The sequence below is a fragment of the Helcococcus sp. KG196 genome (assembly GCF_046035495.1).
GTDB lineage: Bacteria > Bacillota > Clostridia > Tissierellales > Peptoniphilaceae > Helcococcus > Helcococcus ovis.
Map to the genome: position 1 here is coordinate 23,412 of NZ_JBFNFI010000006.1, position 14,787 is coordinate 38,198.

The 14,787-nt window shown below is 29.1% G+C and carries 13 protein-coding genes and 2 tRNA genes; 3 read left to right on the forward strand and 12 right to left on the reverse strand.

Annotation, left to right across the window (positions count from 1 at the left end; all coding sequences use genetic code 11):
* The first annotated feature begins 459 nt into the window (after positions 1-459).
* Positions 460-550: transfer RNA gene (locus ABGF45_RS03770), tRNA-Ser, on the forward strand.
* A gap of 8 nt (positions 551-558) precedes the next feature.
* Positions 559-634: transfer RNA gene (locus ABGF45_RS03775), tRNA-Thr, on the forward strand.
* Between the two features lie 61 nt (positions 635-695).
* Here ABGF45_RS03775 and ABGF45_RS03780 read toward each other — a convergent pair.
* The 4 genes from ABGF45_RS03780 to ABGF45_RS03795 all read right to left on the reverse strand — a co-directional run bounded on the left by ABGF45_RS03780 (position 696) and on the right by ABGF45_RS03795 (position 4,735).
* On the reverse strand, positions 696-1,265 hold the full coding sequence (locus tag ABGF45_RS03780) for a chromate transporter (RefSeq protein WP_134744324.1): 570 nt from the start codon (positions 1,263-1,265) through the stop codon (positions 696-698).
* Positions 1,265-1,849 carry a chromate transporter gene (locus ABGF45_RS03785; RefSeq protein WP_134744323.1) on the reverse strand — a complete coding sequence of 195 codons (585 nt, stop codon included), beginning with the start codon at positions 1,847-1,849 and terminating at the stop codon, positions 1,265-1,267. The genes ABGF45_RS03780 and ABGF45_RS03785 overlap by 1 nt, the downstream gene beginning before the upstream one ends.
* Before the next feature lie 113 nt (positions 1,850-1,962).
* Positions 1,963-3,093 (reverse strand): radical SAM/SPASM domain-containing protein, encoded by a 1,131-nt coding sequence (locus tag ABGF45_RS03790; protein ID WP_134744322.1) that lies wholly within the window; start codon positions 3,091-3,093, stop codon positions 1,963-1,965.
* Between the two features lie 22 nt (positions 3,094-3,115).
* Positions 3,116-4,735, reverse strand: coding sequence for a glycoside hydrolase family 13 protein (locus ABGF45_RS03795; RefSeq protein WP_134744321.1), 1,620 nt, complete (start codon positions 4,733-4,735; stop codon positions 3,116-3,118).
* A 111-nt stretch (positions 4,736-4,846) separates the two neighbouring features.
* On the opposite strand from ABGF45_RS03795, the gene ABGF45_RS03800 reads away from it, so the two are divergent.
* Positions 4,847-6,208: a sugar ABC transporter substrate-binding protein gene (locus ABGF45_RS03800; protein ID WP_134744320.1), complete on the forward strand. Its 1,362-nt coding sequence runs from the start codon at positions 4,847-4,849 to the stop codon at positions 6,206-6,208.
* A 74-nt stretch (positions 6,209-6,282) separates the two neighbouring features.
* Here ABGF45_RS03800 and ABGF45_RS03805 read toward each other — a convergent pair whose 3' ends face one another.
* From ABGF45_RS03805 to ABGF45_RS03840, 8 genes are all read right to left on the reverse strand, one after another.
* Positions 6,283-6,960, reverse strand: a complete 678-nt coding sequence (locus tag ABGF45_RS03805; RefSeq protein WP_134744319.1) for a rhodanese-like domain-containing protein — start codon at positions 6,958-6,960, stop codon at positions 6,283-6,285.
* 295 nt (positions 6,961-7,255) lie between these two features.
* Positions 7,256-8,245: a lipoate--protein ligase gene (locus ABGF45_RS03810; protein WP_134744252.1), complete on the reverse strand. Its 990-nt coding sequence runs from the start codon at positions 8,243-8,245 to the stop codon at positions 7,256-7,258.
* Between the two features lie 23 nt (positions 8,246-8,268).
* Complete coding sequence (gene lpdA, locus ABGF45_RS03815; protein ID WP_134710960.1) at positions 8,269-10,032, reverse strand: dihydrolipoyl dehydrogenase; 1,764 nt, start codon at positions 10,030-10,032, stop codon at positions 8,269-8,271.
* 15 nt (positions 10,033-10,047) lie between these two features.
* The gene (locus tag ABGF45_RS03820) at positions 10,048-11,082 is read right to left on the reverse strand and encodes a dihydrolipoamide acetyltransferase (RefSeq protein ID WP_134710959.1); all 1,035 of its coding nucleotides are present in this window, start codon (positions 11,080-11,082) and stop codon (positions 10,048-10,050) included.
* Between the two features lie 11 nt (positions 11,083-11,093).
* The gene (locus ABGF45_RS03825; protein WP_134710958.1) at positions 11,094-12,089 is read right to left on the reverse strand and encodes an alpha-ketoacid dehydrogenase subunit beta; all 996 of its coding nucleotides are present in this window, start codon (positions 12,087-12,089) and stop codon (positions 11,094-11,096) included.
* Between the two features lie 45 nt (positions 12,090-12,134).
* Complete coding sequence (locus tag ABGF45_RS03830) at positions 12,135-13,115, reverse strand: thiamine pyrophosphate-dependent dehydrogenase E1 component subunit alpha (protein ID WP_134710957.1); 981 nt, start codon at positions 13,113-13,115, stop codon at positions 12,135-12,137.
* 262 nt (positions 13,116-13,377) lie between these two features.
* Entirely contained in the window at positions 13,378-13,923 is a 546-nt protein-coding gene (locus ABGF45_RS03835) for a TIGR00730 family Rossman fold protein (protein WP_134744251.1), read from the reverse strand.
* Between the two features lie 52 nt (positions 13,924-13,975).
* The gene (locus ABGF45_RS03840) at positions 13,976-14,782 is read right to left on the reverse strand and encodes a Cof-type HAD-IIB family hydrolase (protein WP_134710955.1); all 807 of its coding nucleotides are present in this window, start codon (positions 14,780-14,782) and stop codon (positions 13,976-13,978) included.
* Positions 14,783-14,787: the final 5 nt, after the last annotated feature.

A 14,787-nucleotide genomic window follows, 5' to 3' on the forward strand; every position in this document is an offset into this window, starting at 1 on the left:
ACATAAAAAATTACATTTTGACAGTATATATTAAATGGTTATACCAAAAATTATACAGTCAAATGTAATAAACTCTAATGATAAAAAAACTTATAAGAACAGTAATGAAGCAAAGGAGAATGTAATATAAAAAAAGTATGTGAAATTGCCTACTTGTAAATGTTAATAATCAAATAATGATAGCCGAAAAATGGTTCTATTATTTAAAATTACCACATGTCATACATAATTTGTAAGTAGATAAAAGGAATGATAATATAGTGGATAAACATGCTATAATTTACAAACTCTAATTTAATTTTATTATTCACAATTACCACTCTAATTCCATAAATTATTAAAATTCTTTCAGTAATTATATTTCAAATGTACTAAAAGTCGATAAATTCTCCGTCCATTTATAGTTTTATTTTTTCCTTTTAATAATTTGATATAAATGGTATAATATTTTTTGTAAGTGGAAAGGTACCGAAGTGGTCATAACGGGGCGGCCTCGAAAACCGTTAGAGTGTCACAGCTCACATGGGTTCAAATCCCATCCTTTCCGCCATTTAATATGCTGGAATGGCTCAATTGGTAGAGCTACTGAATCGTAATCAGTGGGTTGCGGGTTCGACTCCTGTTTCCAGCACCAATATAAAAAAAACAGGCAGATTCAAAACAATTAAAAGTGTTGTTTTGAATCTGCCTGATTTTTACATTATTTTATCAAAAATAACGGTAAATATAACTCCTAAAACTGCACCGATAGAAATTAATTTTATCATTCCTACTTTTTTTATGTATAAAAAAAATCCCACAAAAAACGTTATTAGTGCTACATACGATATATTTTCAAATTTAAATATTAATCCATTAAACACAGAACCCTTTATCATTTGTATTGTTGCGATAAAAATCAGTCCCGCAACTGCCGGTCTTAATGCTTTAATAATTTTATTCATAAATTCCATTTCTTTATCCGAAAAATATAATTTAGCTAAAATTATCATAATAATAAGCTGAGGTAGTATAATTGCTGTAGTTGCTACGATTGAACCCATTAACCCGGCTACCTTCGTACCGACAAATGTTGCCCCATTTAATGCTATAGGACCCGGTGTCATTTGAGAAATGGTAACTACATCAGTCATTTCTCGTAAAGTCAACCAACTATGTTTATTTACAACTAATTCTTGAATAAACGGCAAAATTGCATAACCTCCACCAAACGCAAATACACCAATTTGAAGGAATGTTATAAATAAGGTAAAAATTACTAACATTATCTTACTCCCTTAGATCTTTCTTCATCTTCTATTAAAGAATACACAAATAGCCCCAAAATTGCAGTAACTAAAATTATTATCCCTGTATTTACACTAACTACATAACTTGCAACAAATGTACAGATAATAATAAAAGCACTTACAAAAGTATGAGTTTTTAGAGCTTGCTTTGCCATATCATATGAAGTAATTAAAAGTACCCCTGCAATAGCACCCCCCATCCCTGTTAAAGCAGCCATCACATAATAATTTTCAGAAAATTCTTTATAAAAATATGAAATTATTGTAATAATAACCAAAGATGGAATTGCTGAAGAAATAGCAGCCATAATTGCTCCAAAAACTCCATGCAATCTATATCCGGTAATAATAGCACAATTTATCGCCATAGGTCCGGGACCGGAAGTAGAAATAGAAACTATATCCAGCATTTCTTTTTCATCAATTAATTTTCTTTTTACTGAAAATTCATCCTTCATAACAGGAACAATTGTATATCCTCCACCAAATGTAAATGATGCTATTTTCAAAAAAATCATAAACATCTTGGCAATACTAATCGTAGTTTTCTTTTGATTCATTTCAACTCCTTATGTAATTTACTTTACCTAAAACCAATATAATACTATTATAATCTATTTATAATAAAATTGGCGAATAAAAATATTATTTAAATATACATAAATTAAAACTTTTAAGAAACATACTCTCTTGTAATCTTTATTATATCATTAATCTTGGGTATAAACTGATCCAAGAAAGATTGATGACCACAAAAATCAAAAGTATTATCAACGTATTGGGCATCTCTCATTCTCTTACAACCTCCCCTACAAATATTGTAATATTTACAATTTTTACATTTTAATGGTAAATTAATCGGTTTTCTGCTGTTTAAGAATATTTGAGCAGATTTTTGATAAAACATCTCTTTTATTCCCATTTCTTGTATATATCCCATTCGATATTCATCAAGTGCAAAGAAATCACATGGATATACACTTCCATCGCCTTCAATTACAAATTGAACTCGACAGAATCCCACCACTCCACAAGCTGTAACTTGTCTTTTTACAACTAAATTAAATATGTCATCGAAATATTTTATTGATATATAATTTTTATTTTTTAATTCGTTTAACCATAATGGTAAAAGCTCAGAATAAAATCTGTAAAATCCTTGAGGTGTTAAGGCATATTCACTTCTTTCTTCATCCGGATTTATGTAAAGTTTGTCTAAACAAGGAATAAATTGAACATATTTTATTTTATTTTCCAATAAAAAATCAAATACTTCTTTTCCACAGTGTGATAATTGTTCAGTTAATACTGTTAAAACATTGTATTCTATTTCATATTTATCAAATAGTTTTTTTGTATTTATCACTTTATTATAAGTCCCGTTTTTACAAATATCTAAACGATTTGAGTCATGATATTTTTTTTCAGCATCTATTGATAATCCTACAAGAAAATTATATTTTTTTAAAAATTCACACCATTTTTCATTTATAAGCATACCATTTGTTTGAATAGCAAAATTTACTCTTACATCTTTGATTTGATTATTGATACATACTATTAAATGTTCAAAATATGGCAATCCCGCCATAGTAGGCTCTCCTCCTTGAAATGCCATATTCAATTCATCTCCATCATCTAAATCTTTATATATATTTTCTATCATCTTTTCTGTTGTTTCTTTCGTCATATTACCAAATGTTCTTACTTCTCGAAGTGATGAAACATTCGAATAAAAACAATATTTACATCTCATATTACAAAATGATGATGCCGGTTTAACCAGTATTGATATTTTCTTCATTATGATTCCTTCATTTTAAATATTAAAAATCTATTTTAAATTCAAAGTTTTCATTAATTTTCAAAGTAATTTTAAGGTTATCAATATACCTTTCAACAAATAAAGTTTTATCTTTAGAATATATCTTAACCTCTCCATTTTTCAGCAATTCATTTTCAGATTTTATATTTAATAAAGTCTTTATTTCATCCATAAATTTGCTATCCCATTCCCCCTCATTCCAATTGAAAGTTCTTCTTGAATCAGGGTCAAATCCTCCCTCCATTTTAATTTCAGTCCCGTAATAAATCATTGAAGACCCTGGGAAAAATGTCATTAGTGCAATAGCTGACAATAGTTTTTTACTATCTTTTTGTACCTGTGTATAGAATCTTAAAGTATCATGAGAATCTAAAAGATTTAACATCATATTATTTACCTGAGTCTTATTTCTGATTAAAATTGAGTTTAACCTATTTGCCATTTTCTCAACATTTATATTTTCCCAAGCAAAATAATCTAAACATGATTTTGTAAATGCATAATTCATTATTGAATCAAATTGATCTCCTTGTAAAAAAGAATATGAATTATGCCAAGATTCACCAATTATTGCTATATCTTCATTAATAGATTTTATCTCTTTTCTAAATTGTCTCCAAAAATCATGTGACAATTCATCAGAAACATCAAGTCTCCAACCATCTATTCCAATTTCATTTGTCCAATATTTTGCAACTCTTAATAAAAATGAAGCTACTTCTGAATTTGACGTATTAAATTTTGGCATATATGCAACTGAAGCAAAAGTCTCATAATTCACATTTTCCATATCAGGATAATCACCATCTATAATAAACCAATTATGATATTTTGATTTCAATCCATTTTTCTTAACATCTTCAAATTGCATTAATTGATCTGAACAGTGATTAAACACAGCATCTAAAACTATTCTTATACCTAAATAATGTGCCTTATCCACTAATTCTCTTAAAACTTTTTTGCTACCAAAATGTTTATCAACTTCAAAAAAATCATTTATATCATATTTATGGTTTGATATTGATGAAAATATTGGTGTTAAATAAATTACATTAACCCCCAAAGACTTAATATAATCAAGTTTTTCTATAATCCCTCTTAAATCTCCTCCAGCAAAACTTTTAGGGTTAGGTTTTTCTCCCCATTTAAGATTAATATATGATTTGTCTTTTTCTTCATCACCCATTAAAAATCTATCTACGAAGATTTGGTAAAAAACAGCATTTTTAAGCCATTTTACTTCTTTATGTACATCAACTTCATTTATATAAGGTATTTGAAAAAAATTATAAAAACTATTAAAGAAATCATAGTTTTCACTTAATCCATCTTCACTGTAATAATATGTTTCACCATTTTCAATAATCTTAAAAATATATGCAAACCTTTTATCTTCAACCTCTATTGTAGTTTCAAAATAAGCAAAAAATTGATCCTCATATTTTATATACATTTCCATTTCATTTTGCTCATTTTGATAATCATATTTTTTACCATAAACTAGATAAACCCTTAAATCATCAAACTTACTAACTCTTAACCTTATTACTATTTTATTATTTTCCATTGCAAATGAATAATTTGATTCATGATTATGAAAAATTGCCGAAACATTCATATTTACTCCAATATCTTTATACTTTTATTATATGCTATTAATTATATCAAATTTGCAAATTTATTTTAATAGTTGTACAATTTTTATATAAATAAAAAACTAGGAGACAATATGAAAAAACAAAATAAAGTATTAGCTTTTTTACTGATCTTTATATTGTGTTTAAACGCATGTTCCCAATATAAAAAAATAGATGAACCAAAAAAAGAGTTAAAAACTGAAAAAAAATTAAAAGGAACGATATCTGTAACAGCAGATAAAAAATGGATTCCCTATTATGAAAAAATTGCTAATGAGATAATGAGAAAAAATCCTGATGCAAAGATAAATATAAAGGAAATATCAGCTTTTGAGGCACTTAATGTTATAAATATAGATATGTTAAATCCTGATGCCCCTGATGTTTTTGCATTTCCTTTAGATAAATTTTCAAATCTATATTCTAAAAATGTTTTATCATCAATTCCAGGTAAAGAAATATCAAATAAACTTGGAGGTTTTGAAAATTTTGATAAGGGATTAGCAGGAAATATGAAAGTAAATGATAAATATTATGGTTTTCCTTATAATTTAGAAACTCTAATAGCGTTTGTAAATACTAAAAACGCAAAGAGTGAAAATATAGATCTAAATAAAAAAATTGAATTTACTAAAGTAAAAGATAAAGACAATATTTTATTTCCAATTTTTGATGGATGGTATACTGCATCATTAAATAATGCATCCGGTATTAAATTACTAAATCTTGAAGGGGGAAAATTTACATCTGATTATGCTATTGAATACAACAAATTAGAAAAAAACAAACAACAAGCATTCAACGCTATATTTGATTATTGGAAAAAACATAGTGAAAAGTCGATTGATATACTAAATCCTACATCTAGTTCTAAATATATAAATGAGAACTTTCAAACCGGAAAAAAAGGAGTTGTAGTGATAGATGGCCCATGGGTCTCATCTAGCGATGGGATAATATCCAATGAAATATATAAAGGAAATGTTGATATATACCCTCTATCTAATATAACTATATTTAACAACTCTCTTTCTCATTGGAAAAGTGGATGGGGACTGGGTATAAATTCCAGACTTAATGATAAATTAGAACAAAAGAAATTAGCTATAAAATTAATCACAGAGCTGGTAAATCCTAAAAATGCAATCGAACTATATAAATCAACAGGTAAAATATTAGAAAATGTAAGTTATAAGACATATGAAGAATCCGAACTTAATAAAAAGGATAAAGATCTGATAAAAATAGTTATAGATTCTTATGCAAAATCAAAAAACAAACCTATATTTAAGGAATATGACGAAGTATGGACAACATGGAAAAATGCTGTTTTATCATGGAATACATTAAAACCAAAATCTGCCGAAGATGCCTATAAAAATATATATTTATCATTTAAAAAATTAACCGACAAACTTAACAAAGAAAGAGTTGATAACTTCAAATTAAAATAAAATAAAAATTCCACTTAAATATATTAAAATCTCATTAAAGATTAAAATATTCTAAAGTGGAATTTTTTATTATTTTATTTTAAAACTTCTTTAATATCCCCACCATTAAATGTTACCATTACATGTGAAACATTAAATAATATTTCTGCAACTGCCGCATTTTCCTCTGGAGATTTACCAAATATAACAACAATATCTTTTGATGTAAAATCTTTTAAACTATCGTTTTTGAAGTTTGCCAATTTTTTTGATGCAACTGCTTTTAAAGCTTCAGCACCATTTAAATTAATAGCTCCTTCAATTGTTTTTTCACCAAAAGATTTAGCATCTCTTGTGTCAACAACTTTTACATTTTTAACTTTTTCTGTTAATTTTTGATAACCTTGAATTGATAATGGAAATCCTACTTTAACTCCCAACATTTCTAATTCTTTATCGAATTTTAATTTATTACCTTGAATCTTTGCAGGATCAATCTTAAATTCATATTTATTACCCATTGTTAATTTTGGATGATATTTTGAACTTAATTCATATATTTCAAATGTTTTATTATCATTCGTTGCAATAGCATGTTTATCATCAATAGCTACTGATGTATATTTCTTTTCCGCAGAATTTTCTACCTTTTTTTCTACTTCCATTGTTTCTTTTTTAGTTTCTTTCTTTGTTTCTTTTTTTGTAGTAGAACTACAAGCAACTAAAGAAAAAACCATCACTAAAGCCATAATTGAACTTATAATTTTTTTCATAAATTCCTCCTAATATATTTTACTTTTAAAATGATAACATATAACAAAAAAATTTTAAATACTTACTTAATACAAAAGATTTTTTAAATCTCCTTTATTAAACTAAATATAAATATATTTTTTAAAATCAACTTATAAAATTAAGTAAATGATAAAATTTAATTATTTATTAAAAAAATTTCCTATAATTCTTATAAAATTAATATTTACATTATTTGTCAAATTTAATTTTAATAAAATTAAAAGCTGCAACAAAATAACCTCTATAATTATTTTGTTGCAGCCCTTCAAGTTATTAATCAACTAAAACATCTATAGCTTCTTCATTAGTTCCTCCCATGAAATATTCATTAATGTTTACGCTATTTATAACTTTTTCTACTGATTTTCTATCATATCTGATTCCTTGTAATTTTTGAGCTAATTCAACAACATCCTTAACTCCAAAAAAATCTCCATAAAATTTAACATTTTCTATAACATTATTAATTACATTAATATTAGCTTCCACCTTACCAGTAGGTAATTTTCTCTTTCTTTGAACTGTGAATTCAGGATTTTTTCCATAAACCCAATCCCAAGAATCATTTTTTTCAGCTTTAATAGCTAAAACTTTCTTTTCATCTTCTTCAGTTAAAACGTACTCTTCCATATGATACTTCTTATCCATAAAGTTTCTTAAAGTATTCATAAAATCTTTAACTGTTAAAGTTTGATCTTCCAAATGTGGCTTAATGTTTGTAACTCTAGCTCTTACTGATTTCTTACCTTTCGACTCATATTTATCTTTTGAGACTGTTAAAGCTTTTGTAAGAACCGATAAATCAACATCAAACATAATACACCCATGATGCATTATTCTCTTACCTTTAATGTACTGAGCATTTCCGCAAAATTTTTGATCTCCAATTTGCAAATCATTTCTTCCTGTAAACTCAGCCTTTACTCCCATTTCCGCAAGAGTATCTATTACCGGTTGACTCAATGACTTAAAGTTAAAGTCCGCTTCATCGTCTTCATTTGAAATAATTGTATAATTTAGATTATTATAGTCGTGGTAGACTGCTCCACCTCCGCTAATTCTTCTAACAATCTTTATGTCATTTTCATCACAGTAATGTTGATCTATTTCTTCCCTTGTGTTTTGATTTTTTCCAACAACAATACATGGTTGATTAATCCATAACATAAATACATTATCTTTTTTCGCAAGTTCATTAAAAGCAAATAGCTCTAAAGCTGTATTATATGCAGGATCATTACCTTTAGCTTCTAAATATATCATTTCTCACTTCTTCCACATTAAAATTATTTTTTCTTTTTAGGTAAATGTATACTAATATCTAAACAATCAGCAAATGCCTCGTATAAAGCTTCTGAATATGTTGGATGTCCATGCATTGCTTCCAATACATCATCTACTGTCATTTCTGTTTCTATAATTGTTACAGCTTCATTGATAATTTCTGCTGCACTTGGTCCTACAATGTGTACACCTAAAATTTCATGATATTTTGTATCCATGATTACTTTAATAAATCCTTCAGCCTTGTTTGCACCTAATGCTCTACCATTACCTGCAAATGAGAATTTACCTACTTTAATATCGTATTTCTTCTTAGCATCTTCTTCTGTTAAACCAACTGTTGCAACTTCCGGGAATGTATATACTGCTGAAGGAATTGACTTCAAGCTTACTTTCTTACGGTGTCCCATTGCATTTTCAGCAGCTCTTTCACCCATCTTAAACGCAGCATGAGCTAGCATCAATTCACCATTTACATCACCTGGTGCGTAGATATCCGGATCAGATGTTTCCATGTATTCGTTAACTACTAATCTTCCTCTTTCCTGTTTTAGTTCGATTTCACCTAAACCACTTAAGTTTGGTACACGACCTACTGACAATAGTAAATAATCAGCAACTATATCATCTTTACCTTCTAATTTAACTTTAATTTCATTTCCATTTTCTTCAACACCAGCAAATCTTGCATCCGTGATAATTTCAATTCCATCTTTTTGGAATCTCTTTGTTACAACATCTGATAAATCTTTATCTAACACATTTAAGATTCTATCTGAACCTTGAACTATTGTAACTTTTGACCCAAATGATGAGAATGCTTGCCCAATTTCAGCACCGATTACACCACCACCAACAACAACTAATCTATTTGGTAATTCTTCTAAATCTAATATTGTATCAGATGTTAATACTCTCTTGCTGTCTAAACCTGGTAAGTTTAACATTCTTACATTAGAACCACCAGCCATGATAATCTTATCAGCATCAATTACATGTTCACCACCATTTACTAAAACTTTCTTATCTTTAGTAATTGTTCCTAAACCGTTGAATAACTTAATTCCGTATGATTTAAATAAACCGGCGATACCACCTGTAAGTTTCTTAACAACACCATTTTTTACAGCAACTGTTTTAGCCATATCTACTGAGAATGCATCGTTAACTAACTTAATACCTCTACTTTCAGCTTCTTTAATGCTATGAATAATTTCTGCATTGTGTAAGTATGCTTTTGTCGGAATACATCCTCTGTTTAAGCAAGTACCTCCAACTACACTATTTTCAACAACAGCAACTTTACCACCTAATTGAGCAGCTTTAATTGCAGCCACATAACCAGCTGGTCCACCACCAATAACGACAACATCGTATTCACCTTTTCTTTCTCTCTTTGGTGCTGCTTCTTCTGCTGCTTTTGCTACTGATGCAGGCATAACATCTTCTTTCGCTTTTTCTACAACTTCTTCTACTTGAGCTGAATCTGATGCCGGTGCTGCTCCCCCAGCTGCCGGAATTTCTTCTCCCGGTTCACCAATCCAAGCTATTGTAGTTACAACCGGAACTACTTCTCCTGCTTTGTGTAATATTTTTAATAATGTACCAGCATCTTCTGCTTCAACTTCCATATTTACTTTATCTGTTACGATTTCTAATAAAGGTTCCCCAACTTCTACTTTATCACCTTCATTTTTAAGCCATTGTACAATTTCGCCCTCTTCCATTTCTGAGCCGGCTTTGGGCATGATAACTTCATATGCCATATTTTATCCTCCTAATTAAATTAACAATCCAACTGGATTTTCTAAATTATTCTTCAATGTTTGCATGAATTTAGCTCCTTCTAAACCATCAATTACCCTGTGGTCAGCATTTAAGGATACATTCATCATAGGTCTAACTACAATTTCACCATTTACTACAACCGGTTTTTGAATTGTTGCACTCACACTCAAAATAGCTGTATTTGGTTGATTAATTATTGATGTAAAGTTATCAACACCATACATACCTAGGTTAGATATTGTAAATGTTGAGCCTTGCATTTCTGCAGGTTTTAATTTTTTATCCAACGTCGCTTTAATTACTCTCTTACTTTCAACAACTAATTCTGTAAAACTCATTTCATCAGCATTTTTTACAACTGGTACATATAAACCTTCATCTGTACCTACAGCTATCGCTAAGCTTACATGTTTGTGTAATAAGATATTTTGTCCATCTTCGCTGACTGATGAATTTACATATGGATGTTTTTGTAATGTTTTAACTGTAGCTAATGAAATATAATCTGTAACAGATGGTTTTTGTCCAACTCTATCAACAACCATATCAACCGTTTGTTTTCTAAATGCTAATAAGTTTGTCATATCAACAGAAACACTTACCATATATGTTGGTGAAATATCTACAGATTCCCTCATTCTCTTACCAACAACCTTCTTAACCGGTGAAATCTTAACTACTTCATAGTCTGGATTTTCTTCTTTTTCAACCGGTTTTGCCTCCGATTTTGCTGCTACAGCTTTTTCTTCTTTATTATCTTCACCATGTAGAAGTGCCAATACATCTTCTTTCATGATCTTACCTTTTGGTCCTGTACCTTGAATTACTTGAACATTTAGCCCTTCGACTTCTGCAATTTTTAATGCTAATGGAGAAATTTTAATTCTTCCATGTAACTTAAATTCTGTTATATCATCTAAATGCACACGACCTTTTGCTCCAGTACCTTTAACTTGTGACAAGTCAATACCGTGTTCTTTAGCATATCTTCTTGCGGCTGGAGTAGCTCTAAATTTTTTGTCTGACATAGCTTCTCCTTTTACTTTTTATTAACTGTTAATAATACTGCCTCTTTAACTTTTTCAACACTTGGTTGAACTGCTTTTTCTAAATTTGGAGCTGATGGTACATGTGTATCCGCACTGGCAACACGTCTGATTGGAGCATCAATAAAATCAAATGCTTCACTTTCAACCACTCTTGCTACTATTTCACCACCAAAACCACTAGTTTTGAATGAATCATGTACAACAACTAATTTTCCTGTTTTCTTTACAGAATCAAAAATTATTTTTTCATCTAATGGAATTAATGTCATAATATCCACTAATTCTACATCAACGCCTTCCTTAGCTAATTCTTCAGCAGCTTTTTCACATAAAACAAAAGCTTTCCCCCAAGATACAATTGTTACATCTTTACCTTCTCTAACAATCTTACCTTTACCGATTTCAGCAATATTATCATCACTTGCATCAACTTCACCCTTCATACCAAAGTGTGATTTTGGTTCTAAATAAATTACCGGATTATTATCTCTAATAGCTGCTCTTAATAATCCATATGCATCATTTGGATTTGATGGTGCAACAACTTTTAATCCCGGAATATGTGTAAACCATGATTCTAAAGTTTTACTATGTTGTGATGAAGCCCCTGTACCTGCCCCATTAGCACATCTAAATACCACCGGAACTTGTACTTCTCCACCTAACATATATCTCATAGGTGCAGCTTGGTTAACAATCGAATCCATAGCAATTGTAACAAAATCCATAAATGTCATATCAACAATTGGTCTCATACCTACTGAAGCAGCACCTGTAGCTAAACCACTTATTGCTGCTTCTGAAATTGGTGTATCAATAACTCTTTTTGGTCCAAATTCTTCAATCATTCCTACTGTTGTACCAAAATCACCACCAAAAATACCTACATCTTCACCAATTAAAAATACATTTTCATCTAAACGCATTTCGTCTACCATAGCGTATTTTATTGCTTCACGAAATTGCATTATTTTCTTTTCACCCATACTTTTCTCCTTTTCTCTGCTTAATCTAAATATATAAACTCTTTACTATTCTGCTAAATTATCTTCAAAAGCAACATTTTCTTGTGGGAATGGTGCATTTTTAGCAAATACTACCGCCTCATCAACTTCTTTAATTGCTTCATCTCTAATTTTATCTAATTCATCAATATTAGCTACTTTTGTATCTAATAAAACTTTTCTATAAGCTTCGATTGGATCTCTTTCTTTCCATGAATTTATTTCTTCTCTTGATCTATATGCCCCTGCATCACTTGCTGAATGACCAAACCATCTATATGTTTCAACTTCCATTAAAACCGGTCCTTTACCTGATCTTGCATGTTCAATTGCTTCATTCATGGCATCATAAACTGCTAAAACATCATTACCATCTTCAACATGAATAGCTTTAACCCCATAAGCTGAAGCTCTATCTGTAATATGTTCAACATTTATAGCATCATGTATATCCATTGAAATACCATATTTATTATTAATTACATAGTAAACAACTGGTAAATCCCAAATTGAAGCCATATTTAATGTTTCGTGGAATGAACCTTCATTTGTTGCTCCATCACCCATACATGAAACTACTACATTACCTGTTTTCTTTTGTTTTTGTACAAATGCAGCTCCGATACTTATACCATGTCCACCACCTACAATACCATTACATCCCATATTATTTACTTCTAAGTTAAACACGTGCATCGAACCACCACGACCTTTACAATATCCCGGTTCCCTACCTAGGATTTCAGCCATCATTCTATTAATATCTATACCTTTAGTAATAGTTTGCCCGTGACCTCTGTGATTTGAATACATCAAGTCTTCTTTTCTCATTGCATATATACCACCTACATTAGCTGCTTCTTCTCCCACTGAATAGTGTGTCATACCCGCAACTAAACCTCTTGCAAACAATTTTGATAATTGTAAATCAAAATGTCTACAAACTTCCATTAATTTAAGCATTTCTAATTTTTGTTCTTTAGTTAGCTTATCTGAATATTTACCCATTAAAGTCTCCCTTCAAATTTTTTATAGCGTATTGCTTCATTTATTATTATACCTCATATTTCCCAGTTTTTCCAATAAGTATATTATTAACGAACATTTGTGATAACGGTCACAAATTTCACTCTTTAAATGTGATCTCAATCACATTTTGTATATTTTTTAGTTATTTTATTATAAATATACTATATATTATTTTTTTATAACTAAATAATCCACTTTTTCTTGCACACACTCTATAAAAATTTTTCCACAATATATAAAATTATTTTTTTAACACCATTTTTATAAATTGATCTATTTCATCAAAATCCTCAGAAAATAACAATTTACTTCTATCTTCTTTTGTTAAAAAACCATTTTTAACCATATTGTCATACATGTTTTTCAGTTCATCATAATATCCATTTTTATTAAACAAAATACAGGCATTCGGGTTTTGACCTACCAAATGAAGTGAAAAAGCTTCTGTGATTTCTTCCATTGTACCCGGTCCTCCAGGCAGAGCAATACATACTTCCGACATTTCTCTCATAATATCTTTTCTTTCCTGCATAGTTTCAGTTTCTATAAATTGAGTAAGATTTTTTTTAACAGTTTCAATTTCCTTTAAATAAGTTGGCATCACTCCTATAACTTCTACATTTTTAGATATTGCTCTTTCCGCCAAAATACCCATAAGTCCTTTTTCATTTCCACCATATACTAATCCATATCTATTAAAAGCTATCCAATCTGCAAGCTCCACAGCTGCATCCTTAAAAATTTCATTATTTCCTAGTTTTGAGCCTAGGTAAACTAAAACATTCATCCTTATTCTCCTTTAAAAAAAGCTCTATTTGCAATTTAAATTTTGTAAAACTCTAATTTAAAATATATTTTTCAATATATTCTGCCACTCCATCTTCATCATTAGTTTTTGTAACAAAATCAGCAATTTCTTTTAATTCATCAATGGAATTTCCCATAGCTACACCAGTACCAGCTAATTTTATCATTGTAAAATCATTACCTTGATCTCCAAAAGACACTGTATCAGAAATGTTATATCCTAATTTTTCAGCAACTTCTACTAATGTTTCTCCTTTTGAAACATTTTTAGGCATTGCTTCAAAATAAAATGGTTCAGAATATACAAATTCAAAATCATATTTAAATTTTTCAAAAATATTTTTAGATGGTTCAGTCATTTTTGAAGCATCTTGTGTAAATAAAATATTATTAGGCTTAAAATCTATTGAATCCACAAGATTAGGTACATATTTTAATAATGTATCATTTTTAATTAAAATATCATCTAAATTATATGTAGATAAATTATCTGTATATACTATATTATTAAAATAAATAACAAAATAAATATCCTGAGTTTTTGAAAATTTAAGCATTTCCCTCATTTTTTCAAGATTTAATGTGTGATTTATAATAATTTCATTTGTTTTTACATCTGTGACAACAGCACCATTATAATTACAAATATATCCCTCATATTTGTCTAACTCTAATTCTTTATAGTATTTTTCAACACCTCTTTGCGAACGACCTGATGAAATCATAATTTTATGACCTTGCTTTTGAGCTTCAAGTAAAGTTTTTTTAGTTCTTTCAGATATTTCATGTTTACTGTTTATCAGCGTACCATCAATATCTATCGCTATTAATTTTTTCATTTTTT

What these genes read in the sequence shown, in the direction of transcription:
- ABGF45_RS03800 (WP_134744320.1), top strand. Translation starts at nt 4,847, where the DNA reads ATGAAAAAACAAAATAAAGTATTAGCTTTTTTACTGATCTTTATATTG.
- ABGF45_RS03805 (WP_134744319.1), bottom strand. Translation starts at nt 6,960, where the DNA reads ATGAAAAAAATTATAAGTTCAATTATGGCTTTAGTGATGGTTTTTTCT.
- ABGF45_RS03795 (WP_134744321.1), bottom strand. Translation starts at nt 4,735, where the DNA reads ATGAATGTTTCGGCAATTTTTCATAATCATGAATCAAATTATTCATTT.
- ABGF45_RS03780 (WP_134744324.1), bottom strand. Translation starts at nt 1,265, where the DNA reads ATGTTAGTAATTTTTACCTTATTTATAACATTCCTTCAAATTGGTGTA.
- ABGF45_RS03820 (WP_134710959.1), bottom strand. Translation starts at nt 11,082, where the DNA reads ATGTCAGACAAAAAATTTAGAGCTACTCCAGCCGCAAGAAGATATGCT.
- ABGF45_RS03790 (WP_134744322.1), bottom strand. Translation starts at nt 3,093, where the DNA reads ATGAAGAAAATATCAATACTGGTTAAACCGGCATCATCATTTTGTAAT.
- ABGF45_RS03840 (WP_134710955.1), bottom strand. Translation starts at nt 14,782, where the DNA reads ATGAAAAAATTAATAGCGATAGATATTGATGGTACGCTGATAAACAGT.
- ABGF45_RS03830 (WP_134710957.1), bottom strand. Translation starts at nt 13,115, where the DNA reads ATGGGTAAATATTCAGATAAGCTAACTAAAGAACAAAAATTAGAAATG.
- ABGF45_RS03825 (WP_134710958.1), bottom strand. Translation starts at nt 12,089, where the DNA reads ATGGGTGAAAAGAAAATAATGCAATTTCGTGAAGCAATAAAATACGCT.
- ABGF45_RS03785 (WP_134744323.1), bottom strand. Translation starts at nt 1,849, where the DNA reads ATGAATCAAAAGAAAACTACGATTAGTATTGCCAAGATGTTTATGATT.
- lpdA (WP_134710960.1), bottom strand. Translation starts at nt 10,032, where the DNA reads ATGGCATATGAAGTTATCATGCCCAAAGCCGGCTCAGAAATGGAAGAG.
- ABGF45_RS03810 (WP_134744252.1), bottom strand. Translation starts at nt 8,245, where the DNA reads ATGATATATTTAGAAGCTAAAGGTAATGATCCTGCATATAATACAGCT.
- ABGF45_RS03835 (WP_134744251.1), bottom strand. Translation starts at nt 13,923, where the DNA reads ATGAATGTTTTAGTTTACCTAGGCTCAAAACTAGGAAATAATGAAATT.